This is a genomic window from Vibrio sp. A8-1, assembly GCF_013048685.1.
GTDB lineage: Bacteria > Pseudomonadota > Gammaproteobacteria > Enterobacterales > Vibrionaceae > Vibrio > Vibrio metschnikovii.
Genome location: NZ_VHTC01000007.1, coordinates 142781 through 168097, shown reverse-complemented (window position 1 = coordinate 168097; position 25317 = coordinate 142781). Strand labels below are relative to the sequence as shown.

Annotated in this window: 20 protein-coding genes and 1 pseudogene; 12 read left to right on the top strand and 9 right to left on the bottom strand. The window is 44.1% G+C overall.

Annotated elements, in window-relative coordinates; all coding sequences use genetic code 11:
• Together FKN93_RS18080 and rfaH are read left to right on the top strand one after the other, a co-directional pair.
• A pseudogene (locus tag FKN93_RS18080) lies at window positions 1-91 on the top strand (RNA-directed DNA polymerase); the annotation flags it as partial.
• A gap of 323 nt (window positions 92-414) precedes the next feature.
• Window positions 415-924 (top strand): transcription/translation regulatory transformer protein RfaH, encoded by a 510-nt coding sequence (gene rfaH / locus FKN93_RS06025; protein WP_040904536.1) that lies wholly within the window; start codon window positions 415-417, stop codon window positions 922-924.
• Window positions 925-1009: 85 nt separating this feature from the next.
• Here rfaH and asnB read toward each other — a convergent pair whose 3' ends face one another.
• The 3 genes from asnB to nagA form a co-directional block, all read right to left on the bottom strand.
• Window positions 1010-2674 (bottom strand): asparagine synthase B, encoded by a 1665-nt coding sequence (gene asnB / locus FKN93_RS06020; RefSeq protein ID WP_170904682.1) that lies wholly within the window; start codon window positions 2672-2674, stop codon window positions 1010-1012.
• A gap of 313 nt (window positions 2675-2987) precedes the next feature.
• On the bottom strand, window positions 2988-4202 hold the full coding sequence (locus FKN93_RS06015; protein WP_154168703.1) for an ROK family protein: 1215 nt from the start codon (window positions 4200-4202) through the stop codon (window positions 2988-2990).
• Window positions 4203-4204: 2 nt separating this feature from the next.
• On the bottom strand, window positions 4205-5341 hold the full coding sequence (nagA, locus tag FKN93_RS06010) for an N-acetylglucosamine-6-phosphate deacetylase (protein ID WP_170904681.1): 1137 nt from the start codon (window positions 5339-5341) through the stop codon (window positions 4205-4207).
• Between the two features lie 570 nt (window positions 5342-5911).
• On the opposite strand from nagA, the gene nagE reads away from it, so the two are divergent.
• The 9 genes from nagE to purF all read left to right on the top strand — a co-directional run bounded on the left by nagE (window position 5912) and on the right by purF (window position 19619).
• Window positions 5912-7384 (top strand): N-acetylglucosamine-specific PTS transporter subunit IIBC, encoded by a 1473-nt coding sequence (gene nagE / locus FKN93_RS06005; protein ID WP_170904680.1) that lies wholly within the window; start codon window positions 5912-5914, stop codon window positions 7382-7384.
• 321 nt (window positions 7385-7705) lie between these two features.
• Window positions 7706-9376 carry a glutamine--tRNA ligase gene (gene glnS / locus FKN93_RS06000; protein ID WP_170904679.1) on the top strand — a complete coding sequence of 557 codons (1671 nt, stop codon included), beginning with the start codon at window positions 7706-7708 and terminating at the stop codon, window positions 9374-9376.
• A 425-nt stretch (window positions 9377-9801) separates the two neighbouring features.
• On the top strand, window positions 9802-13674 hold the full coding sequence (locus tag FKN93_RS05995) for a FimV/HubP family polar landmark protein (protein ID WP_170904678.1): 3873 nt from the start codon (window positions 9802-9804) through the stop codon (window positions 13672-13674).
• A gap of 95 nt (window positions 13675-13769) precedes the next feature.
• On the top strand, window positions 13770-14564 hold the full coding sequence (gene truA, locus FKN93_RS05990) for a tRNA pseudouridine(38-40) synthase TruA (RefSeq protein ID WP_170904677.1): 795 nt from the start codon (window positions 13770-13772) through the stop codon (window positions 14562-14564).
• A 169-nt stretch (window positions 14565-14733) separates the two neighbouring features.
• Entirely contained in the window at window positions 14734-15660 is a 927-nt protein-coding gene (accD, locus tag FKN93_RS05985; RefSeq protein ID WP_040904527.1) for an acetyl-CoA carboxylase, carboxyltransferase subunit beta, read from the top strand.
• A 44-nt stretch (window positions 15661-15704) separates the two neighbouring features.
• Window positions 15705-16970 (top strand): bifunctional tetrahydrofolate synthase/dihydrofolate synthase, encoded by a 1266-nt coding sequence (gene folC / locus FKN93_RS05980; RefSeq protein WP_170904676.1) that lies wholly within the window; start codon window positions 15705-15707, stop codon window positions 16968-16970.
• Window positions 16971-17516 carry an SPOR domain-containing protein gene (locus FKN93_RS05975; protein ID WP_154168687.1) on the top strand — a complete coding sequence of 182 codons (546 nt, stop codon included), beginning with the start codon at window positions 16971-16973 and terminating at the stop codon, window positions 17514-17516.
• 62 nt (window positions 17517-17578) lie between these two features.
• Complete coding sequence (locus FKN93_RS05970) at window positions 17579-18070, top strand: CvpA family protein (RefSeq protein WP_170904675.1); 492 nt, start codon at window positions 17579-17581, stop codon at window positions 18068-18070.
• Window positions 18071-18104: 34 nt separating this feature from the next.
• Window positions 18105-19619, top strand: a complete 1515-nt coding sequence (gene purF, locus FKN93_RS05965) for an amidophosphoribosyltransferase (protein ID WP_170904674.1) — start codon at window positions 18105-18107, stop codon at window positions 19617-19619.
• A gap of 86 nt (window positions 19620-19705) precedes the next feature.
• Here purF and FKN93_RS05960 read toward each other — a convergent pair whose 3' ends face one another.
• Complete coding sequence (locus tag FKN93_RS05960; protein ID WP_170904673.1) at window positions 19706-21034, bottom strand: Na+/H+ antiporter family protein; 1329 nt, start codon at window positions 21032-21034, stop codon at window positions 19706-19708.
• Window positions 21035-21045: 11 nt separating this feature from the next.
• Window positions 21046-21702 carry a ribonuclease T gene (rnt, locus tag FKN93_RS05955; protein ID WP_004395676.1) on the bottom strand — a complete coding sequence of 219 codons (657 nt, stop codon included), beginning with the start codon at window positions 21700-21702 and terminating at the stop codon, window positions 21046-21048.
• Window positions 21703-21907: 205 nt separating this feature from the next.
• On the opposite strand from rnt, the gene FKN93_RS05950 reads away from it, so the two are divergent.
• Entirely contained in the window at window positions 21908-22792 is an 885-nt protein-coding gene (locus FKN93_RS05950) for an OmpA family protein (protein WP_040904520.1), read from the top strand.
• Window positions 22793-22897: 105 nt separating this feature from the next.
• On the opposite strand, the gene gloA is transcribed toward FKN93_RS05950, so the two are convergent.
• The 4 genes from gloA to rsxG are packed head-to-tail and all read right to left on the bottom strand — an operon-like array spanning window position 22898 to window position 25310.
• Window positions 22898-23314: a lactoylglutathione lyase gene (gene gloA / locus FKN93_RS05945; RefSeq protein WP_004395674.1), complete on the bottom strand. Its 417-nt coding sequence runs from the start codon at window positions 23312-23314 to the stop codon at window positions 22898-22900.
• A gap of 8 nt (window positions 23315-23322) precedes the next feature.
• Window positions 23323-23964 carry an endonuclease III gene (nth, locus tag FKN93_RS05940; RefSeq protein ID WP_004395673.1) on the bottom strand — a complete coding sequence of 214 codons (642 nt, stop codon included), beginning with the start codon at window positions 23962-23964 and terminating at the stop codon, window positions 23323-23325.
• A gap of 23 nt (window positions 23965-23987) precedes the next feature.
• Window positions 23988-24680, bottom strand: coding sequence for an electron transport complex subunit E (locus tag FKN93_RS05935; RefSeq protein WP_004395672.1), 693 nt, complete (start codon window positions 24678-24680; stop codon window positions 23988-23990).
• Window positions 24681-25310, bottom strand: coding sequence for an electron transport complex subunit RsxG (rsxG, locus tag FKN93_RS05930; protein ID WP_004395671.1), 630 nt, complete (start codon window positions 25308-25310; stop codon window positions 24681-24683). It abuts the gene before it with no gap.
• Window positions 25311-25317 lie beyond the last annotated feature (7 nt).

The following is a 25317-nucleotide window of genomic DNA, read 5'->3' as shown; positions in this document are numbered from 1 at the left end:
GTTGGGGTTATACTCATTGTTGGAAGGGTATGAAACATTGAAAATCTATTCGGAACCGCCGTATGCGATCCACGCTTGTACGGTGGTGTGAGAGGACGGCGGGAGTGATCCCGCCTCCTACTCGATTTTTAACTCTTGATATTGAGTGAAAACTAAGTTTTCATATTTGGTTACATTTTGGGCGTGGATGGATTGTGGGAGTAATTATTGCTGTTGTTTGTTGTTAAGCCGCGCTGAGTAAACGATTATCTGCATAAAGTGACGGGATGGCATCTAATCAATACCAGCTTCGAGCCCTATTAATGATCGGAGGGTTTATCCTCTTCCCACTTCAAGTAGTTTAGGTATACTTTCGCTATTGCCCGATACATAAGTGGCGTAAATAAAAGCATAATAAGAAGGTTGGCTAAGATTATGAAAGGTTGGTATCTGCTTTATTGTAAGCGAGGTGAACAAGCAAGGGCAAAGAGCCATCTTGAAAATCAAGGGGTTGAATGTTTTTATCCGCAAATGGAAGTTGAGAAAATTCTTCGTGGTAAAAGAAAAAAAGTACAAGAGCCCGTTTTCCCGTCTTATATTTTCGTGTGTTTTGATTATAAGCAAGGACCAACGTTTACGACGGTCCGTTCAACACGTGGTGTTGTCGATTTTGTTCGTTTTGGCCCTGAACCTAAAGAATTATCGGAAGCATTAATCACCGAGCTAAAAAAACTGGAATATCTACCCGATCACGAGCAACTTGGATTACCAGAAGTAGGGCAAGAAATTGAAGTTAAAGGTGGTCAGTTTTGTGGTATTCGGGCTTTATATCAAGAGCCGGACGGTGAGGCACGCTCTATGATGTTGGTGCAGATGATCAATCAGCCAGTGGTGATCAGTATTGATAATAAAGATTTGGATCTTAAGCATCGCTTAGACAATTGAGCTTGCGTCGTTGAGAGCGTTTGATGATTAAGTAGAAAAGCTCAAGGCGCCATAGAGGCGCCTTGATTATTTATATCGAAGGTTATTAATAAGCTTCATTATGTACGGCTTTTACTGCCCGACCTGAAGGGTCAATGCAGTTTTTGAAAGACTCATCCCATTCTACAGCTTTGGCGGATGAGCAGGCGACGGATGGACCACCAGGTACGCAGCGTGCTGCAGACTCTAATGGGAACAGCTCTTCAAAGATTTCTCGATACACATAGCCTTCTTTGGTTGTTGGCGTATTGTATGGAAAGCGGAATTTAGCCGTTGCCATTTGTTGATCGCTAACTTTCGCTTCTGCGGTTGATTTCAAGGTGTCTATCCAGTTATAGCCGACGCCATCGGAAAATTGCTCTTTTTGACGCCAAGCAATGGAATCCGGTAAATAGTCTTGAAAGCATTCGCGTAAGATGTGTTTTTCCATCTTACCATTACCACACATTTTGTCGGCAGGGTTGAGACGCATCGCGACATCAATAAACTCTTTGTCCAAGAACGGTACTCGTCCTTCAACGCCCCACGCCGCGAGTGATTTATTCGCTCGAGCACAATCAAATAGGTTTAATGCGAGCAGCTTACGGACGGTTTCTTCATGAAACTCTTGCGCATTCGGCGCTTTATGAAAGTAAAGATACCCGCCAAATATTTCGTCAGCGCCTTCACCCGATAGCACCATTTTTATGCCCATCGCTTTAATTTTTCGTCCGAGTAAAAACATCGGTGTTGAAGCGCGAATGGTCGTCACATCATAAGTTTCAATGTGATAAATCACATCACGAATCGCATCCAGCCCTTCTTGAATGGTATAGGTCATTTCATGATGTATTGTGCCGATTTTTTCAGCCACTTCACGAGCGGCTTTTAAATCAGGTGCGCCTTCTAGACCAATGGCAAACGAGTGCAGTTGAGGCCACCACGCAGCCGATTGTTCATCATCTTCAATACGCATCGCGGCGTAACGTTTGGCAATGGCTGAGGTGATAGAAGAATCTAACCCGCCAGATAATAATACGCCATAAGGTACATCGGTCATTAACTGGCGTTTGACCGCCGCTTCTAACGCTTCCGTGAGTTCTTTTTTACTCGATATATTCCCTTTTACAGCATCATATTCAGTCCAATCGCGTAGGTAATAGCGGTAAGGTTCTGGATCGGTTGAACGAAAGTAACTGCCAGGAGGGAATTCACTGATCGATTTACAAACCGGCACTAATGCTTTCATTTCTGAGGCGACATAGTAGTTGCCATGCTCATCGTGACCTTGATAGAGCGGGATGATGCCAATATGGTCGCGGCCAATTAGGAATTGATCTTTTTCCTGGTCATAAAGAGCAAAAGCAAAGATACCATTGAGTTCTTCGAGTAATTCAGCGCCTTTATCTTGGTAGAGGGCTAAAATGACTTCACAATCGGAATCGGTTTGAAAGTCGTATTTATCTTGATAGCGGGCACGAATTTCTTTGTGGTTATAAATTTCACCATTAACGGCAAGAATAAGTTTTTTATCAGGGCTATACAGTGGCTGAGCACCGCTGTTTAGACCGACAATCGCTAAGCGCTCATGAGCAAGAATAGCGCGCTCAGAGGTGTAAATACCAGACCAGTCGGGGCCACGATGACGTAGTTTTTTAGACATTTCTAAGGCAATTGTCCGTAATGCACTGGCGTCGCTTTTGATGTCTAAGATACCAAAGATAGAACACATACCGCTTCCTTAATTAGATGATGTTTAATCAGATGACTTTAATTTGCCATTTTGGTTAAAAAAGGCAACACTTCTTTGTTTAAATAATTAATAGTTGCTTGTTGTGGTGAATTTTTTCTAATTTAAATTGCTTTTCAGTGAATGAGTTCTAATTTGCGTCTAATAAATCAGCAATGAAGGTGTGAGAAAGGTTAATTAGAAAGGCGATATCCCCAATCGCGTTGATGACAACGTTCATGGGGAGAGAAAGTGAATAGTTGATCTGACTTGATTAATGTGGCGAGTTGAGCACGACAACGAGGATCAATAGACCTTAGTCTTCGAGCAATTTCTGGAGTAAAACGCCATTAAGCATGGCTCGTTTTATCATAGCAAAAGCCCCAATCGTGGGTCGCTTGTCAATCGTTGATGCCACAATAGGTAACTGACGATGAAAAGCCTGTAACGACTGATTTTCAACATTACGTAAAATAGCCGGAAAAATAACCTCTTGAGCCGCAGTAATATCACCCGCGATGATGACTTTCTGAGGGTTAAATAAGTTAATCGTCATGGCTATTGCTTTACCAAGTTGATTACCGACTTGCACTAGGGCTTGCTTCGCTAGCTCATCATCTTGCAAAGCGTGTTGACAGATATCGTCAATGGTTACTTTAGGCAGATCAGATAAACTTGATTTGTAACCTTGAGCAAGCCGTTTCTTGACACGAGCGACGATGGCTGGATTGCTGGCGACGGTTTCTAAGCAACCAAAATTTCCACATTGACACTGTTCACCAAGAGGATCGATTTGGATATGGCCGATTTCGCCAACGTTGCGGTTAGTTCCTAGAAAAACGTGTCCATTGACAATGATTCCAGCTCCTGTACCACGATGCACGCTGACTAAAATAGAATCTTGACAGTCTTGGCTCGCGCCAAAGTAGTGTTCTGCCAGCGCCATGCCACGCACATCATTACCGACAAAACACTCAACATGAAAGTGGTCTCGAATAATATCGCCAAGCCCAAGCGCATCAATTTCAATATTGGGCATATATTCAACAACCCCGAGTTCAGGGTTAACGAGACCGGGTAAAGCAATACCAATCGCAATTAATTGTTTAATATTACTTTGTTGTTGGGCAAGAAAGGCTTTTAAATGATGAATTAACCCTTCGATTAGCTGAGGTTGATGAGCGTAATGAAACTCATAGGAAGAGCAAGCCAGTTCTTGGCCTCCCAAATTATACAGGCCCAGCTGAATATAATCGCGACCTAATCTGACGGCGATAGAATGAAATGGTTCGACTTCCGTGGTTAAAGAGATCGCACGTCGTCCACCGGTCGAGGCTTGCTGTGCGACTTCTTTAATCAACCCTCTTTCTAGGAGTTGGCGGGTTATTTTTGTCACACTTGCTGGTGCAAGTTGACTGACATCGGCAACTTGGATGCGCGAAATTGGCCCCTGTTGGTCGATTAAGCGATAAACAGCTGCGCTATTGAGCTGCTTAACGAGATCTACATTACCTATTTGTCCGCCATTCATGATTACTTTTGCTCGTATTGTCCATTCACTACTGTCGCTTTTACATTGAAGTCACGGTCAAAAATGGTCAGGTTAGCAATATAGCCTGGTTTAATGCGACCTAACGTCTTATCAACACCGATGGCTTTCGCTGGATATAAGCTGGCCATCCGCAATGCTTCATCTAAAGCGATTCCGACATGCTCAACCGTATTTTGGACTGCTTCAATCATCGTTAAGGCTGAGCCGCCAAGTGTACCGTGTTCATCAACACACTTGCCGTCTCGGTAATATACTTTCTTACCGACAAAAATAAAGTAATCCATTTCAGCGCCTGCAGGAGCTGTGGCATCGGTCACTAATACGAGCTTATCGCCTTTTATTTTGTGAGCAATACGGATGTTAGCGTAATCAACATGAAAACCATCAGCGATGACCCCCGTATAGACTTCGGGTGTGTCATAAATAGCACCAACAACGCCGGGTTCACGACCAGCCATCGGTGTCATTGCATTGAAAAGATGGGTTGCGAAAGAGATACCTGCAGCAAAGCTTTTACGCGCTTCCGCATAAGTGGCATTGCTGTGGCCGATAGAAACAATAATGCCCGCGTCAACGAGTTGCTCAATATGTCGCAAGTCATTATTTTCTGGTGCTAAGGTGACTTTAGTAACGACATCGTTATTTTGACAAATGAAGTCAATCATCGCTTGATCTGACTGACGAATGAAATCGACACTATGAATGCCTTTTTTCATTACATTCAAATAAGGCCCTTCTAAATGCAGACCGAGAGATTGATGTGGGTATTTTTTTTGGTACTCACGTTGTGCGCTGATGGCTTGTTGAATATCGTGATCTGACGAAGTAATTAATGTCGGGAGAAAACTAGTACAACCGGATTTTAAGTTCGCCTGATGCATTACTTGGATGGTATCTGCCGAGATTTGATCATTAAACATCACGCCACCACAGCCATTGAGTTGCAAATCAATAAATCCAGGACAGAGATTAGCACCATGGAGATCAACATGATTGATCGTGGATGGAAGTTGATTTATCGGACAGATAGCTTGAATGATGTCGTTATCCACGATAACGGCATGATCAGTTAACTTATCACTACCAGTGTAGATTTTGCAGTTTGTGAGCGCATACATAATCAGTTAATCCTTATCTATCGGGGGGAGCATTCATTGTGTTGATACCCTTGCGACTTGAAGTCTGCGTACTGTTACTCAAAACGATAACAGCCATGGTGATTTAGCGGGAGGTTATCGAGGCCAGCCGATAAGTGAAGATAGTGGTATGGCCTACTTTTTCTCCCAGTAAGTCGGGTATCTCAACTTCAATTAGTTCGCGAAATATCTATCAATCGTGTGCTTACCAAAATCGTAAGCAAAAATAAGTTTTTGAAAACCTTGTTATATAAAGAAATCATCACTGAATAGGTTATCGATTTGGCAAATAATCTATCTTTGACTGGTGCTTTATAAGCTATCTTCTTGATTAAGGATAGCGGCAAAGGTTTGTTTTTTTATATGGTAAAATAAGCTTTATGATCCTGCTAGCAAAATTGCTCGATTTCGCTGCTTTCTGGTGATTATGATCACAATTGATAAGGTTTTAATTTGCGGAGCAAAATTAATGTCATAAACTGACAGTGACTAAATTGGGCGATCAAAATAAGTAGCTCAACATATACAAAAATCCTATAGGGGGAACTTAAGGTGAATATTCTTGGATATTTTCAAAAAGTAGGTAAGGCCCTGATGGTGCCTGTCGCGACATTACCTGCGGCAGCCATTTTGATGGGGGTTGGCTACTGGATTGACCCAACGGGTTGGGGTGCAAACTCCGCCTTAGCGGCATTCCTAATTAAAGCGGGTGCAGCGATTATTGACAATATGTCAGTACTGTTTGCAATTGGTGTCGCATTCGGGATGTCAAAAGATAAAGATGGCTCAGCAGCCTTGGCGGGCTTCGTTGGCTTTTTGGTGGTGACAACCCTGCTGTCGCCTGGATCGGTAGCACAGATTCAAGGTATTGATTTAGCAGCTGTTCCTGCAGCTTTTGGTAAAATCAATAACCAATTTGTCGGCATTCTGGTCGGGATTGTTTCGGCAGAAATTTATAATCGCTATTCAACGGTTGAGTTACATAAAGCGCTCGCCTTTTTCTCTGGTAAGCGTTTAGTCCCCATTTTAACCTCATTTGCCGGTATTCTTATCGCTTTTGTATTAATGTACGTTTGGCCTGCCGTTTATGGGGGGTTGGTTTCTTTTGGCGAATCTATCCAAGGTTTAGGTGCGACAGGTGCGGGTATCTACGCATTTTTCAACCGTCTATTGATCCCTGTGGGTTTACACCATGCCCTTAACTCTGTGTTTTGGTTTGATGTTGCGGGTATTAATGATATTCCGAACTTCCTTGGTGGTGCAAAATCGATTGCTGAAGGCGTCGCTATTCCTGGCGTGACCGGGATGTATCAAGCGGGTTTCTTCCCGATCATGATGTTTGGTTTACCCGGTGCAGCGCTGGCTATTTATCATACATCTACGGCTAAGAATAAAGAAAAAGTAGCAGGCATTATGATTGCAGCAGGTTTTGCCTCTTTCTTTACTGGGGTGACAGAGCCGCTAGAGTTCTCGTTCATGTTCCTTGCTCCTCTACTGTACCTCTTGCACGCGGTACTCACTGGTTTGTCGGTATTTATTGCTGCTTCAATGCAGTGGATCGCTGGCTTTGGTTTCTCCGCTGGTTTGGTCGATATGGTATTATCTTCACGTAACCCGCTAGCCGTACAGTGGTACATGCTGATTGTTCAAGGTTTAGTATTCTTTATTATCTACTATGTGGTTTTCCGTACCGTAATTTTGAAGTTTGGTTTAAAAACTCCGGGTCGTGAAGATGATGACGAAGCCGTGAGCTCGGTTAAAGGTTCACAAGAGTCTTCTGAATTAGCAAAACAGTACTTAGAAGTACTTGGTGGCCATGAAAACTTATCGAATATTGATGCTTGTATTACTCGTTTACGTTTAACCGTAAAAGATATGTCAATCATTGATGAGAAACAGTTAAAAGCATTAGGCGCAATAGGCGTGGTTAAATTAGGGACCAATAATTTACAAGTCATTCTTGGTCCTTTAGCGGAAATCATTGCTGGTGAAATGAAATCGATAGATTCCAAATCACAACAATAATCTCTCAATCGCAGAGCGAGCTGATCACTACGGTGAGCGGCCTCAATGGCTGGTGATTATTCTGAAGCCTTCACATTAGTGAAGGCTTTTGTTTTGCTTGCGAAAAGATCCTGATTGACATCGTTAGGGTATAAAACGATAGATTAGGTCACTTATACCACCAGTTCTGGTAAATATTCGTCTGAAAACCGCAGTTTTTATTGTGAAATAGGGCGGAATTGTGGATGATTGGTGGTAATACCTATGTTGAGTTGGAGATCGCCAACTCATAACGTAGAAAATCATTTCTGACAATACTAATAAATTTTTGAGGTGCTATAGATGAGTGAAGCTGAGGCTCGTCCATCGAATTTCATTCGCCAAATTATTGATAAAGATTTAGCGGATGGTAAACACACTAGCGTACAGACTCGTTTTCCGCCAGAACCGAACGGTTATCTACATATTGGTCATGCGAAGTCGATTTGTCTGAATTTTGGTATTGCCCAAGACTATCAAGGCCAGTGTAATCTGCGTTTTGATGACACCAACCCAGAAAAAGAAGATCTTGAATACGTTGAATCCATTAAAAAAGACGTTAATTGGCTAGGCTTTGAGTGGTCTGGTAATGTTCGTTATTCATCCGATTACTTCGATCAACTGTATTTGTACGCAGTAGAACTGATCAATAAAGGGTTGGCTTATGTTGAAGAGCTGACTCCTGAGCAAATTCGTGAATACCGTGGAACATTAACTCAAGCGGGTAAAAATAGCCCATATCGTGATCGTCCGATTGAAGAAAACCTGGCTTTATTTGAAAAAATGCGTGCTGGTGAGTTTGCAGAGGGCCAAGCTTGTCTTCGTGCAAAAATTGATATGGCGTCTTCATTTATGGTGATGCGTGATCCGGTGTTATACCGCGTGCGTTTTGCAGAGCATCACCAAACCGGCGATAAATGGTGCATTTATCCGATGTATGATTTTACGCACTGTATTTCTGATGCGCTCGAAGGCATTACTCACTCATTGTGTACTCTGGAATTTCAAGACAACCGCCGTTTGTACGACTGGGTATTAGACAACATCACCATCGATTGTCATCCAAGACAGTATGAATTCAGCCGTCTAAATCTAGAATACACGGTGATGTCAAAACGTAAGCTCAATCAGTTGGTGGTTGAAAAGCTGGTCGAAGGGTGGGATGACCCACGCATGCCGACCATCTCTGGTCTGCGCCGTCGTGGTTTTACTCCTGCTTCTATTCGTGAGTTTTGTAAGCGTATTGGGGTCACTAAGCAAGACAATATGATCGAGTTTAGCTCTCTTGAGTCTTGTATCCGTGACGATCTCAATGAGAATGCACCTCGTGCTATGGCTGTACTTGATCCAGTGAAAATTGTCATTGAAAATTTTGCTGAAAATAGTGTTGAGCCGCTTACGGTTGCCAATCATCCTAATAAACCAGAGATGGGTGAGCGAGAAGTGCCTTTCACGCGTGAAATTTGGATTGAACGTGAAGATTTTCGTGAAGAAGGCAACAAAAAATATAAGCGTTTGGTCTTAGGTAAAGAAGTGCGCCTACGAGGTGCTTATATCATTAAAGCTGAGCGTATTGAGAAAGATCAACAAGGTAACATCACAACCATTTACTGCACTTATGATCCAGACACGCTGGGCAAAAATCCAGCCGATGGACGTAAAGTCAAAGGGGTTATTCATTGGGTTTCAGCAGATAAAGCCTTGCCTGCTCAATTCCGTTTGTACGATCGCTTATTTACGGTGGCAAATCCTGCCGCGGCAGATAACTTTGCGGCAACAATTAACCCTGACTCATTGATCACCATGCATGGTTTTGTCGAACCAAGCTTGAAGGATGCTCAGCCTGAATTTGGTTATCAGTTTGAACGTATGGGATATTTCTGCGCAGATATCAAAGACTCGCGACCTGATTCGCTAGTTTTTAACCGTACGGTTGGTTTGCGTGATACTTGGGCAAAAATAGACCAAGAGTAAGCCGCTTTACGTCTATCTACGGTGATTTACACCAAGCCAACCGACTTTTAGGTTGGCTTTTTTATTGGTTTTCTTTCTCATGTGATGCTTCGAGGGGGATGTCTGCTTGCTCCTATCGGAATCTTCAAGTAGCTTAGAATCAGGGGTAAGGTAAGAAAAAGAGCGGGTCTGCCAGATATTTGTGTGAGATTCCTGCGATTATTGTAGGTAAGGCACATTTTTTGTATTAGTCCCTATAGTTTTACTGGGGTAATCCGATATATTTAACAGATCGTTGTATTCCCATCTTACTTAACGTTGCAGCGGTGTTAGGCTGCATTAGTTTGGTTTGTTTATGTTCACGGAGATTCACGCACTTGCCGTCTACCTGCATTGTTAAGTTGTTTAGGTCATATTCATTTTTAAAGCACAGAGCTGAGCCTTTTATGCGTCAATTTTTTAAGCGATGGCTGTTGCCATTAACGATCGCCGCCGTGACTCAGACTTCTATCGTTAGTGCAGAAGTCATTCGTCTCATCGGCCCAAACGGTGAAGTGCAATCTGCTCCGCGTTTTAGTCGTGATATGGGACAAAATACCACCAACAATTCTGAGCCTTCACGCTTTTTCGGCCCCACATCGCCCCAAGACACATTGTGGTCTATTGCAACGCAATTAAGGCCATCAGCGAATGTTTCAGTTCAGCAAACGTTATTAGCCATTTATCGTTTAAACCCTCAAGCGTTTGAAAATCAAAATATTCATAGTTTATTGCCCGGAAGCACTCTGCGGATACCATCGATAGAACAGATTAATCGTTCGTCAACGCAAGAAGCGATCACGATTATGACGGCTCATCAAGCGCGTTTAACGGGAGCACCAGAACCAGCGGTCGCGGCTGTCCCAACGCCTGCACGTCCTCCAGTCGCACCACCCGTTACGGAAGCATCACCGCTGGTTGAACAACCGGCGCCAAGCGTTGCTCCTGATCCAATCCCTGCACCTGCGTCACTCACTGACGTTGCGCAAGCCGAACTTCTCGCTTTAGAAGAAAAAAATCATCAGTTACGACTTCTATTAGCACAAATGCAATCTGAGGTGAGTGAGTTAAAGCATGAATTGGGTGATGACAATCGAATCCGCGCTGAAGTTGAACGCTTATTAAATGAAGACCGACGTAATAATCAACAAGTTCAGCAAGGCCCTTCTACGTGGGAGGAATTATTATCCAGTACTTGGTTTGTCGCGCTATTAGCACTGATACCCGGTTTACTGATTGCGGGTATAGTCATGCTTCTATTGAGTCGCCGCTCGAAAGCCGATCAGCCAGAGCCGGTTCAATCATCAACAGAAGAGAAAGTCGCTCCGCCACCAGTTGCTCCAGTTTTACCTGAAGAGGGAGAAGAGCTAGGAGACGATGATCTTTTACTTGATGATGATCTCTTCGGTGAATCTGACAGTAGCGAAATATTGTACGGCGATGATATGGCTGAAGAAGAGGATGTCTTTGCTTCTCTTGATGAAGGCGATATGGATTTAAATCTTGACGAAGATGACGATCCTTTCGCTGGTATTGATGACGATGGTGATTTGGATACCAATTTTGCCGATTTAGCGGAAAATCAGCCATCAAGTGATGAACTTGATGAAGAAGACTTTGATCTCGCAGAAGAAGACCCACTGTCTCAAGACGCGATGGATGCTTTATTAGCCGGTGACGAGGATGAGCTTTTATCAGGCAATGAAGTTGATCAAGCGTTACTTGATGAGTTACTCATGGAAGCTGAGGTCGATGATGCGGAGCTTGACTTAGATAGTCAACTTGATGAGCTTAAAGCAGACAGTATTGATAGTGAGCCTGAGCTTACCTCAGATGAAGAGCTGGACTCGCTTTTAGACAGCATTCAATCACAAACGACAGAGTCAGATCAAGCTGATGAAGTATTGGACGACTTATTAGATGGTTTGGTTGGGGACGATCTGGATCTTTCGTTGGACGATGACAGTACCGAATTACTCGATGAATTATTGGTGAGTGAGGAGTTATCAGAACAAGATTTAGATACCGCTGTTGATAAATTACTTGATGAACTACTCGATGAATCTGACGTTGATGAAGCGCTGTCATTTAATCACGACAGCCCGACATTATTAGATGAATGGATTGATGAGCAAGAGCCAAAAGTAGAGAGCAATGAGTCCGTCGAATCTGATCCACAAGAAGCGATCAATGTATCATTGGATGATGGAACGGAGTTTCTCGATGAACTACTCGAAATTGAGCAGCAGGCTGAAGTTGAAGATAGTGAGTTCGATAGCAATAACTTTATCGATGATCTGATCAGTAATGCTCCAGCACAAGATCCGTTACTTGATGATATTCATCTTGAGGATAAGGATGAATCAACGCTTAACCAGCCAGTTGAGGAAGAGGAATTTGATTTTGATCCTCAGATTGAAGGGGGAGAAGCGGCTAGCGCGAGTGATCCAGAACCGCTAGCGAATGAATTTGGTGTTCCACAAGATGAAGATTGGTTGGTTGATGATGAAGATCCCGAACCGATAGAGCCTTTAGATGCACCATCGCCGAGTATCGATGAAGCCAAACAAGAGGTCTCTGCGCTTGATGGTGAAGTCAGCGAACCTTCTACCAAAACCGATACACCTGAAGAAATACTAGAGGTTGAAGAAGGGGAGAAAACAGATGTTGAATCGAGCTTTGAAAGTGAAGATCAAGCCTCTATTGCGACCGATGGTGAGCCACAAGCTACGCAAAGTGACCCTACTGAGTCAGAGAATGAGCCGTTAATCGAGCAAACCGAGGTTAGCGATGTTGCTCATTTAATCGATGAAGAGCCTGATGCGCCAGTTTTACCAGAAACAGAGGGGCCGCTAAGCATTGATGAGAGTGAGCTTGCCGAGTATACCGAGCAAGACGCCTTGGCGGATTTAGACGATGATATTGAGCAACTCGATACTGACTCGGTGACAGAGCCATCGAGCGTTACTACTGATACTGAAGACGCCGATGAGAATGATGCTGTTCAACCGGAACAGCACGTACCAAGTGAAGAAGAGTCATTATCCGTTGATAGCGATGAGTTAGAGAATGATGACTCAGATCCAGAGCCGGAAAGCAGTCTTGTCAATCAGGTAGCAGATCAAGATACGCTTGAAGAGCAACCAGAAACGCAAGTAGATCAAGCGCCGTCATTTGATTTGGATTCGATGTTAGAAAGTGTCGATGACGATGATCGGCTGAGTGATATTGAGCAGCTTGAACCCCAGCAGTCTGATTCTGATAGTGAGGATATCGCCTTTGATGCCGCTCTAGAGACCATTGAGGATCAAGACCCTGAATCGATTGATGAGAATGGTCAGCATGCTGAACCGTCGGAAGATGGTCCATTAAATATTGATGAAAGTCAGCTTGCTGAATATACCGAGCAAGATGCCTTAGCCGATACGGAATTTGAAACCGAATCAGAGGTTATTTTTGATGGTGATGAAGATGCTGCTGAACTTAATGACATCATGGCTAACTTTGATCAACAAGATGAGTTACAGACACCACATCAGGTTGCTGAACACTCAGACTTGACGGATCAGCAAAACACCGCTTCAATCCCTGCAGAGCCAGAGCCAGAGCCAGAGGATCAAAATGATGAGCCGATTGATTTCGCTACGTTATCCAGTAAGGCGTACAATGAGCAACAATTTACGGATTTATTGAATGACCCAATGGCCCGTCCAATGGATCTGTTTAATTCGCCGTTAGATGCTAAAACCATTGACAGTGCAGGCATGGATATTGATGCCATGTTACAAATGGGTGGAGAAGACTGGAATGGTTTTAGTTTAACCGAGGATCAAAAAGCCGTTATCCCTGATGAGATACCGGAAGAAGATCAAGCGATCTGGCAAGAGGAAATACAAAATCAGCAACCTGAAGTTGAAGTGGAAAATTGGGAAAATCAGGAAGATGTAGTTGATTTTTCACCTGAAAAGCGTGAGTTCATGACCGTTGATGAGTTGATGGCTCAAGTAGAAAGGGATGAAGGCTCGATAAATCCTGATGATGAAGCGCTTAAGCTGGATGTCGGTTTAGATGAATTTCCTGATGTGCTTGGAGATATCACTGATTTTGATGTTGACAATAATGCCGAAGCGGCCGGTAAGCTTGATTTAGCGAAAATTTACTTGGAAATGAATGACAGTAAAGGAGCAATCAAGTTACTGGAAGAAGCGATCGTTGATGGTGATGATGAAATTCGTCGCCAGGCAAAATACCTTATTGATAGGATCAATGGTCGACAATAGCCTGTAAAGATGGATGACTTTCGCGGCGTAGGTGTCTTCACGTTGTTTGGCGATCAGTATATACTGCCCGCCCCATTTTCAATGAGAAACAGAACATGAGAATTGCTCTGGGTATTGAGTACGATGGTACCCATTACTTTGGCTGGCAACGGCAACGAGACGTCATTAGCGTACAGGAAAAGCTTGAAAAAGCTCTGTCGATTATCGCGAATCATCCGGTAGAGGTTCAATGTGCTGGACGTACCGATGCAGGAGTGCATGGTACAGGGCAGGTTGTCCACTTTGATACGACAGCTGAACGTAACATGGCTGCATGGACGATGGGTGCTAACGCTAACTTACCGAAGGATATCGCTGTTCGATGGGCGAAAGTGGTTGCCGACGATTTTCATGCTCGTTTTAGTGCGACGGCGCGTCGTTATCGATACGTTATCTATAATCATACTTATCGCCCGGGGATCCTATCTTCGGGAGTAAGTCATTATCATCCAGAATTAGACGTTCAGCGAATGCAGCTGGCAGGTCAATATTTATTGGGTGAAAATGATTTTACTTCTTTTCGAGCGGTACATTGCCAGTCTCGTAGTCCTTGGCGTAATATTATGCACCTGAATGTTTCTCGCCATGAGCGTTATGTTGTCGTTGATATAAAAGCGAATGCTTTTGTTCATCATATGGTGCGTAATATTGTCGGTAGTTTGATTGAAGTCGGACGTGGAGAGAAAGAACCACAATGGATAGAGTGGTTATTGGCAGCCAAAGATCGCAAATTAGCTGCCGCAACGGCCAAGGCTGAAGGCTTGTATCTCGTTGCTGTCGATTATCCTGCGCAGTTTGAATTACCCAAAGCGCCACTGGGGCCGCTATTTTTAGCAGAGAATTTGAACTAACTGGAGCAAATAGCTTCCAATACACAGATGCATATTGATTGGGCAAAGAAATAGGTACAACCAGTTTTTTGTCTACAGTTGCGGTTTTGTATGCTTTAATCCCACGCGTTTATGTCTAATTTATATCTTTCGCACTAGCGCGGGAGATGAGAAAGTAAAAAGGTCTTGCATGAGTTGGCTTGAAAAGATTTTAGAAAAAAGCAACATTGTCAGTTCACGTAGAGCGTCTATTCCTGAAGGGGTATGGACTAAATGTACCTCTTGTGAAGAAGTGCTGTACTACGCTGAGTTGGAACGCAATTTAGAGGTTTGCCCTAAATGTAACCATCATATGCGCATGAAAGGGCGTCGTCGTCTAGAGACCTTTTTAGACGAAGATAACCGCGAGGAAATCGCTCAAGAGCTTGAGCCACAAGATAAGCTTAAGTTTAAAGATACTAAGCGTTACAAAGAACGTTTAGCGGCTGCGCAAAAAAGCAGTGGCGAGAAAGATGCACTCATCGTGATGAAAGGGCAGGTGATCGGTGTTCCGGTTGTTGCTTGTGCGTTTGAATTCTCCTTTATGGGCGGATCAATGGGTTCCGTTGTTGGTGCACGTTTCGTGCGTGCAGTGGATGCGGCGATTGAAAATAATTGCGGGTTAGTCTGCTTTTCCGCCAGTGGTGGAGCGCGTATGCAAGAGGCCTTAATGTCATTAATGCAAATGGCCAAGACCAGTGCGGCGCTGCAGCGTTTAACAGAAAAAGGCTTACCTTATATTTCGGTGATGACTGACCCAACGATGGGTGGTGTATCTGCGAGTTTGGCGATGTTAGGTGATATTAATATTGGTGAACCGAAAGCCTTGATTGGTTTTGCTGGACGCCGCGTGATCGAGCAAACTGTGCGTGAAGATTTACCTGAAGGTTTTCAGCGCAGTGAGTTTTTGCTTGAACATGGCGCAATAGATATGATCGTCGATCGTCGTGAAATGCGTCAACGTGTGGCGGGATTGTTAGCCAAAATGACCAATCATGCTTCTCCTCTGGTGGTTTCTGTGAACGCAGCGCCAAACGAAGAAACATATTCTGTACCAGAAGCGGATAAAAAAGGGTAAAGTAACCACTAACAAAGCCAAGCATAACTATGGTTCTACGTTAGATGACTCAATACTCTATTCCTCAAGCCACATCGCCACTTACGGTGTGGCTTGAGTATTTATCTCATATCCATACCTCGGCCATTGATCTCGGCTTAGAACGTGTTCAAACGGTTGCCGAGAAAGCGCAACTCACCAGACCATCTGCTACCGTCATCACGGTTGCGGGTACGAACGGTAAAGGCTCAACATGCGCCCTAATGGAAAGTATTCTTCTCCAAGCCGGCTACTCGGTTGGTGTGTACAGCTCCCCTCATCTTATTCGTTACAACGAGCGTGTACGGATTAACGGTCACGAACTTCCGGATTCAAAACATACCCAAGCCTTTGCTTACATTGAAACTCAACGTGGTAATACTACATTGAGCTTATTTGAGTTTGGCACTCTAGCCGCGCTGCGTCTTTTTCAAACTGAGCAGGTCGAGGTGATTTTGCTTGAGGTTGGATTAGGTGGACGATTAGATGCAACTAATGTTGTCGAGCATGATGTCTCGGTGATCACCAGTTTAGCGATTGATCATGTGGATTGGCTCGGTGATGACATCAACGTGATTGGTTTCGAAAAAGCAGGTATTTTCCGTTCAGGAAAACCAGCGATTTGCGGGCAACCTTCTCCACCTGCAACGGTGGCGGCTCATGCTGATGATATTAGTGCGACATTCTATCTGGTCGGTATTCAATATTACTTTGAGACGTTATCGAGTTCATCATGGCGTTGGCGCAGTGGATCATTTGAACTCAGTGATTTACCGATTCCGACATTGCCTCTTGCCAATGCTGCTACAGCCTTAATGGCATTAGGCTGCTCTGGACTTGATATTAGTGACATTGATGTGAGCGAAGGATTACGTAAAGCCAATTTGGCCGGACGTATGCAAGTATTACAGACTCAACCGACGATTTTGTTGGATGTGGCACACAACCCACATTCGGCTGACTATCTTGTCTCGCAATTAGAGCAGCGTTATCCACAGCAAAAAGTGCATATGGTGCTCGGAATGTTGCATGACAAAGACATTAAATCGACTATCGAAGCACTGACCCCAGTCGTGAAGGATTGGTATCCAGCTTCTCTTTCTGGTCCTCGCGCCGCAAGTTCACAAGAGTTAGTGCATTATCTAACCCCGACTCAACGTCAATATTCATCGCCAGTGGAAGCTTTTGAAGCTGCGTTGACCAAGGCACAAAGCAATGATGTTATCGTGGTTGCTGGATCCTTTCATACCGTGGGTGAAGTCCTTGAGCATTGGCAAGGTAAAGGAGAATAAATGGCCAGTAAATTTCAAAGCCGCTTAGTCGGTACGATCATTTTGGTTGCGATTGGTGTGATCGTATTACCCGATCTCTTGGACGGTAAAAAAATGCACTATCAAGAAGACGTTGCTAGCATTCCGCTAAGGCCTGAACTCGATAGTGATATTGAACGGTTTGAGATTCTTGATCCCATAGAAGATCAGGTGGCTTTGCCCGACTCTCCAGTCACCGTCACTGAATCGCCTACAGCAATACCGAAAGAGGCAAGTCATCAAACCGTTACGACGACCACACGTCCTGTGATTGAAAAAAATGATTATCAAGATAGCGCTTGGATCATTCAATTGATGGCACTGAGAAATGCAGAAAATGCTAAAAATGTGGTTGCTGACTTACAACGACGTGGTTATCAGGCACACACAAAACAAGAAAACGATTTTACGCGTGTCATTATTGGGCCTGATGTTTCAAAAAGTAAGTTAGAAAATCAGTTAGTGGAATTAGAGAAAATAACTGGCGCTAAAGGTCAGTTACTTAAATTTAAGCCATTAAATCCTTAAGAAAACGTTTGCGTTGCGCATTTTTCTGTTAAAATGCGCGCCAACTTAGAATGTAAGAACTCATGAATTGGTTAGATATTGTCATTTTAAGTGTGATCGGCCTGTCTGCGTTGATCAGCTTACTTCGTGGCTTTGCGAAAGAAGCGTTGTCATTGGTTATTTGGTTTGCCGCGTTTTATATCGCTTCAGAATACTACGCAAAGTTAGCCGTGTACTTTAGTAACATTAAAGATGAGATGTTTCGTAATGGCTCGGCAATTGCGGTGCTATTTATAGCCACCTTGATTGTTGGAGCGATGGTTAACTACGTCATTTCTCAGTTAGTTGATAAGACAGGGTTATCTGGAACCGATAGGATCCTCGGTGTGGTTTTCGGTGCATTACGAGGTGTTTTGATTGTCGCAGCAGCTTTATTTTTTATGGATGCGTTCACCGCATCACCAAACGCAGAGTGGTGGAAAGGGTCGCAACTGGTGCCAGAATTCAGTCGCCTGATTGCTCCCTTCTTCGAACACTTACAAGCAACATCCAGTTTTCTTTCTGGCGCTCACTAAGCGCCAGTTATTGTTGAAAGTCGAGGGTTAAGACATGTGTGGTATTGTTGGAATCGTGGGTACAACGCTGGTGAACCAGTCAATTTATGACGCGTTAACGGTATTACAGCACCGTGGCCAAGATGCCGCGGGTATTTGTACCATAGAAAGCAATCGTTTTCGTCTGAGAAAAGCGAACGGTTTAGTGAAAGATGTCTTTGAAGCTAAACATATGCAACGCTTGCAAGGAACGGTTGGGATCGGCCATGTGCGTTACCCAACAGCAGGCAGTTCGAGTGCATCGGAAGCGCAGCCTTTTTATGTCAATTCGCCTTTTGGTATCACGCTGGCCCATAACGGTAATTTGACCAATGCGGCAGAGGTGCGCCAAAAGCTGTTTGAAAAAGATCGCCGCCATATCAACACCACCTCAGATTCAGAAGTGTTACTGAATGTCCTTGCCCATGAAATAGACTCTGTTGAAAGCGAAGTGACGCCGGAAGAAGTCTTTCGTGCTGTCGCCAATGTACATCGTACAATACGTGGCGCTTATGCTGTCGCGGCAATGATCATTGGTCATGGCATGGTTGCTTTTCGTGATCCGAATGGGATTCGCCCGCTTTGTTTAGGTAAGCGTCAAGTGGCTGATCGCACAGAATATATGGTTGCTTCTGAGTCCGTTGCCTTAGATGCCGTTGGTTTTAGCTTTATGCGTGATATCGCTCCCGGTGAAGCAATTTATGCCACCTTTGATGGCCAACTTTTTACTCAGCAGTGCGCTCAAAACCCAGTACTTAATCCGTGCATTTTTGAATACGTTTACTTTGCCCGTCCAGATTCTTTCATTGATAAGATTTCGGTCTACAGCGCACGAGTCGAAATGGGTAAAAAATTAGGCGAGCGAATCAAAGAAAGTTTTAGCGATTTGGAGATTGATGTAGTGATCCCTATTCCTGAAACGTCTTGTGATATTGCACTACAAATTGCTCAAGCGATTGATATTCCTTATCGACAAGGATTTGTCAAAAACCGTTATGTCGGTCGAACTTTTATTATGCCTGGCCAGCAGCAGCGTAAAAAATCGGTGCGTCGTAAGTTAAACGCGATTCGCTCCGAGTTTAAAGATAAAAATGTATTGCTGGTCGATGACTCGATCGTTCGTGGCACGACTTCTGAACAAATCATTGAAATGGCCCGTGACTCTGGTGCTAAGAAAGTCTACCTAGTGTCGGCGGCACCAGAAATCCGTTTCCCTAATGTTTACGGAATTGATATGCCAAGTGCCAATGAGCTGATTGCCCATGGTCGCGATAACGAAGCTATCTGTAAACAAATTGGTGCTGACGGTTTAATTTTCCAAACACTACCCGATTTGATTGAAGCGGTGCGTCTCGGTAATCCTGATATTGCTAAGTTTGAAACATCAGTCTTTAACGGTGAATATGTGACGGGTGATATTGATCAGCAGTACCTTGATTTTCTCGAATCGATGCGTGGAGATGATGCGAAAACGCTAGCGGAAATTCAACAAGATTTAGCGAACTTAGAGCTGCATAACGAAGGCGCTTAACCGCTTTTATTTGATGAGTTTACCGAATGGATAAAAAAGAGCGCCTAAATTGAGCGCTCTTTTTTATAGTCAAATCTGATATAGCTCTAGAGCACCATCGCCGCTAACCAACCGAAGGCAATGAGGGGCAGGTTATAGTGAATAAAGGTCGGTACGACCGTTTCCCAAATATGCTCGTGTTGTCCATCGGCATTAAGACCAGAGGTTGGACCTAAGGTTGAATCGGAGGCTGGAGAGCCTGCATCACCTAATGCCGCGGCCGTGCCGACTAAAGCGATGGTTGCCATGGGGGAAAAACCAAAAGCCAAGCAGAGTGGTACATAAATCGTAGCAATAATCGGAATAGTAGAGAAAGACGATCCTATCCCCATGGTGACAAGGAGACCGACGACCAACATCAATAGAGCTGCGAGTGGTTTATTATCGCCAATACTGGTTGACAGCGCGGTAACCAGTGACTCTACACCACCAGTGGCTTTCATCACGGCAGCAAAGCCTGCAGCAGAGATCATGATAAAACCAATCATCGCCATCATGTGCACTCCTTTGGTAAACACATCATGGGTTTCTTTCCAAGCAATCACCCCGCCAAAGGTAAAAATCATAAAGCCAGCTAAAGCACCGATGATCATTGACCCAGTAGCGAGTTGTACCGCTAATGCCGCCACAATACCCAGTGTTGCAGTAAGTAAGTGTTTACGATTGATATGACTGCTTTCTTGGTGCTGAATGGTGGTCAGTTCGGTTGCTTGGTACTCACGTGGTTTACGGTAAGTAAAAAAGACCGCAATCAATAAACCGACTAGCATACCAAAGCCAGGTAGTAACATTGCCATGGGTACTTGACTGGCGGTAACGTTTTGTAGGCCATTATCATGCAGGTTTTTGAGTAAGATATTATTGAGGAAAATCCCCCCAAAACCGACCGGCAGGATCATATAAGGGGTGATTAAACCAAAAGTCAGCACACAGGCTATCATTCGGCGGTCGATCTTGAGACGAGCAAATACCGCCAATAAAGGCGGGATCAGGATTGGAATAAAAGCGATATGCACCGGGATCACGTTTTGCGACGACATTGCCATCAGCAGTAAAGCCACGAGCACGGCATACTTTAATCCCGTTGTCGCTGCATGATTTTGTTTACCATGGAGACGTTTAATCACGCTTTGGGCAAGGACGTCAGTGATACCAGAGCGAGAAATAGCCACCGCGAAAGTGCCTAACATAGCATAGCTCAGAGCAATCGTCGCGCCGCCACCTAAACCACTTTCAAACGCAGCGACAGACTCATTTAAACTCATGCCGGCAACAAGGCCACCGACCATCGCGCTGAACGTGAGGGCGACGACCACATTTATGCGCATCAACGCTAAAATCAGCATGACGCAGACAGATATAACAACAGGGTTCATAAATATCTCAATTAATCAGTTGTGTTTGTTTGGGCAGCTAACGGCCAGCCACCCAGTGCTTTCCATTTATTAATAATTCCGCAAAATAGTGCTGCGGTTTGTTGAGTATCGTAAAGTGCTGAGTGTGCTTCACGATTATCAAATTCCATCCCTGCGGCTTTGCAAGCCTTAGCTAACACCGTTTGTCCATAAGCTAACCCACTGAGTGCGGCTGTATCGAAAGTCGCGAAGGGGTGAAAAGGGACTCGTTTTAATTTACAACGTTCATTCGCTGCCATTACAAAACCGTGATCAAATGATGCGTTATGGGCAACGATGATCGCTCGGCTACAGTCTGCCGCCTTTTGTTCTTTACGCACCTGTTTATAAATTTCTTTTAGGGCATATTCTTCGGTGACAGCGCCTCGCAATGCACTGAAGGGATCATGAATCCCATTAAATTCTAAAGCGGCTTTTTCAATATTTGCCCCTTCAAATGGCTCAATATGAAAATGAAGGGTTGAAGCAGGATGCAAATCTCCTTGTTCATCCATGCATAAGGTAATGGCGCAGATCTCAAGTAAGGCATCCGTTTGTGGATTAAATCCAGCGGTTTCAACATCAATAACTACTGGGAAATAGCCTCTAAAGCGTTTATTTAACGCAAATGCTTCATTAATAACAGTCATGTGAGCCTAAATTAAGTGACAAGAACAACATTATTACAGATTATCTGCTTGAGAAAAACCAAATCCCAGCAATAAAATCATCAAAAGCTTGTTGTTGTGGCGAGTTTTTTGCATGTTTTACGGACCCTTCACGCAGATTGCGTTATTTGCCTTCGTTGCGGCAAGTTATCGCCTTAGTGCTTATTATTGTGGTAAGAGACAGATTATGAATAAATGGCTAATGACAGGTCTTTATGTAGCAGGTTGTCTTGGCACTGTGAATGCATTCGCTTCTGGTAAGCAATACGTTGCCTCGCCACAGCAGTCTACTTGGCAAATGGTGGTCAATACACCATTAGAGTGCCAGTTAGTGCATCCCATTCCTAATTATGGTGATGCTGTTTTCACTTCTCATGCCAGCAAACAGATTAATCTTGATTTTGAACTAAAAATGCGTAGACCGATGGGCGAGACGCGCAATGTAAGCTTAGTCTCTATGCCGCCGAGGTGGCGTCCGGGCGAGCGTGCTGATCGCATCTCTAATATCCAGTTTTTTAAACAATTTGATGGTTATATTGGTGGCCAAACGGCTTGGGCGCTCTTGAGTGAATTAGAACAAGGCCGTTATCCGACCTTTAGTTATCAAGATTGGCAAAGCCGTGACCAGCGCATTGAAGTGATGCTCTCATCGGTACTGTTTCAGCCTCAGTACAACGTGTTTAGTGATTGTGTTGCTAATCTCTTACCATACAGCTTTGAAGATATTGCGTTCACTATTTTGCATTATGATCGAGGAAATAGCGTCGAGCTTAATAAAGCATCGCAGAAGCGTTTAGCACAAATTGCTGATTACATTCGATATAATCAAGATATTGATTTGGTGTTGGTCGCGACTTATACCGATACCAGTGAAGGTCGCAATGAAAGTCAAAGTTTATCAGAGCGTCGAGCAGAATCGTTACAGCGTTATTTCCGTACTTTAGGACTGCCAGAGGATCGTATTCAAGTCCAAGGTTATGGGCAACGTCGTCCTATCGCTGATAATGCATCGCCGATTGGACGGGATAAAAACCGTCGAGTGGTGATTTCGTTAGGGCGAACTCAGGTTTGATGGAACACTGATAAAAACGCACTGGCTGTCGTATCTCATCCCCTCAGAGACAACAAAACCGCTCACTAGAGCGGTTTTGTATATCGGCATTAAACGTTAAGCTGATTAGCCTTCAAGCCCAGTACTGGCTTGTTTGTTTTGAATCAGTTCAACCATATAACCATCCGGATCTTTAATAAACGCGATATGTGTACTGCCACCTTTAACAGGGCCTGGTTCACGAGTCACATTACCACCCGCTGCTTTGATGGTGTCACAAGTGGTATAGATATCATCGACACCAATCGCAATGTGTCCATAAGCATTGCCCATCTCGTAGTCAGCGACTCCCCAGTTATAGGTGAGCTCGATGACCGCACCTTCAGATTCATCGCCATAACCTAAAAAGGCAAGGGTATATTTGTACTCGGTGTTTTCATTTTTACGCAGTAGTTTCATGCCCATGACTTGGGTATAAAATTCGATTGAACGGTCTAAATCTCCAACACGTAGCATGGTATGAAGAATACGACTATTTGACATAATGACTCCTAACTTTCTGGGTAGACTTTCTCTTTGTATTCACACAAGTCTTCAATAATGCAACTCCCGCAACGGGGTTTGCGTGCGATACAAGTATAACGACCATGAAGGATTAACCAATGGTGAACATCGACTTTGAATGCTTTGGGGACGACTTTAAGCAGTTTTTGCTCGACTTCATCGACATTCTTACCGATAGCAAACTTAGTTCGATTTGAGACGCGGAAAATATGCGTGTCAACGGCAATCGTTGGCCAACCGAAGGCGGTATTAAGAACCACGTTGGCCGTTTTTCGGCCCACGCCGGGCAGTGACTCTAAAGCGGCTCGATCTTCTGGAATTTCTCCGCCGTACTGATCAAGCAGTATTCGGCAGGTCTTAATCACATTTTCGGCTTTAGAATTGAATAGTCCAATGGTTTTTATGTATTGCTTCACGCCATCGACACCTAAATCCCATATGGCTTGCGGAGTATTGGCAACGGCGTAAAGTTTATCAGTGGCTTTATTGACGCTCACATCGGTAGCTTGAGCCGATAGTAAAACGGCAATCAGCAGCTCAAATGGCGTATTCCAGTTGAGTTCAGTTTGTGGATTAGGGTTGTTAGCTCTTAACCGCTCAAGGATCGCTAACCGCTTTGCGTTATTCATAATCAAATACCCAGTCAATCGAGTTATACATTGGTGACGCGTGCGCGCTCGATGGCCTGCTTTTCAGGCTTAGGTTGACGCTGAGCAATCTGCTTATCAATCACGTTTTTGGCGGCAATCAGAAAACCGACACCAATGAAAGCGCCTGGTGGTAGTAGTGCGAGTAGGAAACTATTGTCTAAATGCAGAAGATCGATACGCAGTATTGATGCCCAATCACCAAGCAGCAGATCAGCACCGTCGAATAAAGTGCCATTACCCAGAATTTCTCGTAGAGCGCCTAAGACGACCAGAACGGCAGTCATACCTAATCCCATCCAGAAGCCATCTTGAGCGGCAGGAAGCACTTGATTTTTTGAGGCGAATGCTTCGGCGCGACCAATAATGATGCAATTGGTGACAATCAAGGGAATAAATATTCCTAAAGAGAGGTAAAGTCCGTAAGCATAGGCTTTCATTAGTAACTGCACGCAAGTCACTAAAGCGGCAATGATCATCACAAAAATCGGGATCCGTACTTCTTTGGGAACATAATCGCGCACTAAGGAGACGGTCACATTCGAACCGACCAATACCAATAAGGTTGCTAGACCTAAACCAAGCGCGTTAGTGACGGTGGACGAGACGGCTAATAGCGGACACAGACCTAGCAACTGTACTAAAGCTGGGTTGTTATCCCATAAGCCGTTTTTGATCAGTGTTTTATGGTCACTCATCTATTGTCCTCCACAGTTCAAGGGTTGATTAACGATCTGTTCGCGATGTAAATTCACATACTCGACCGTTTGTTTAACTGCTTTTACGACCGCTCTCGGTGTGATAGTCGCTCCGGTAAATTGATCAAATTGCCCACCATCTTTGCGTACTTGCCACTGTCTTTGATTGTCATCATTGACTTGACGGCCAGTAAAACTGAGTATCCAATCGCTGATCCGTAAATCAATTTTATCGCCAAGGCCGGGGGTTTCTTGATGAGATAAAACACGTGTGCCGAGTATATTTCCTTGTTGATCAATACCAACAATGATTTTGATCGCTCCGCTATAGCCATCAGGTGCAATCGCCTCAATAGCCAATGCGGTGTGCTCTCCATTCAGAGTGGCCAGATAAACAGGCATGGCTTTTGAGCTACCGAGTAAGGGATCGCTTACTAGTGTGCATGCGGCTGACAGTTGATTATCATGCCATTCAGGTGGGATCACCTGATTTAACACTGATAATAATTGTGCGGTTTCTTGAGCTTTGATTTGGCTGGCGGTCAAATATTGGGTTAACGCGACGACACCAGTGGAAGCGCAAGCAAAGATAGCCAAAATTAACCCATTTTTACGGATGGCAGTAAACATAATGCTC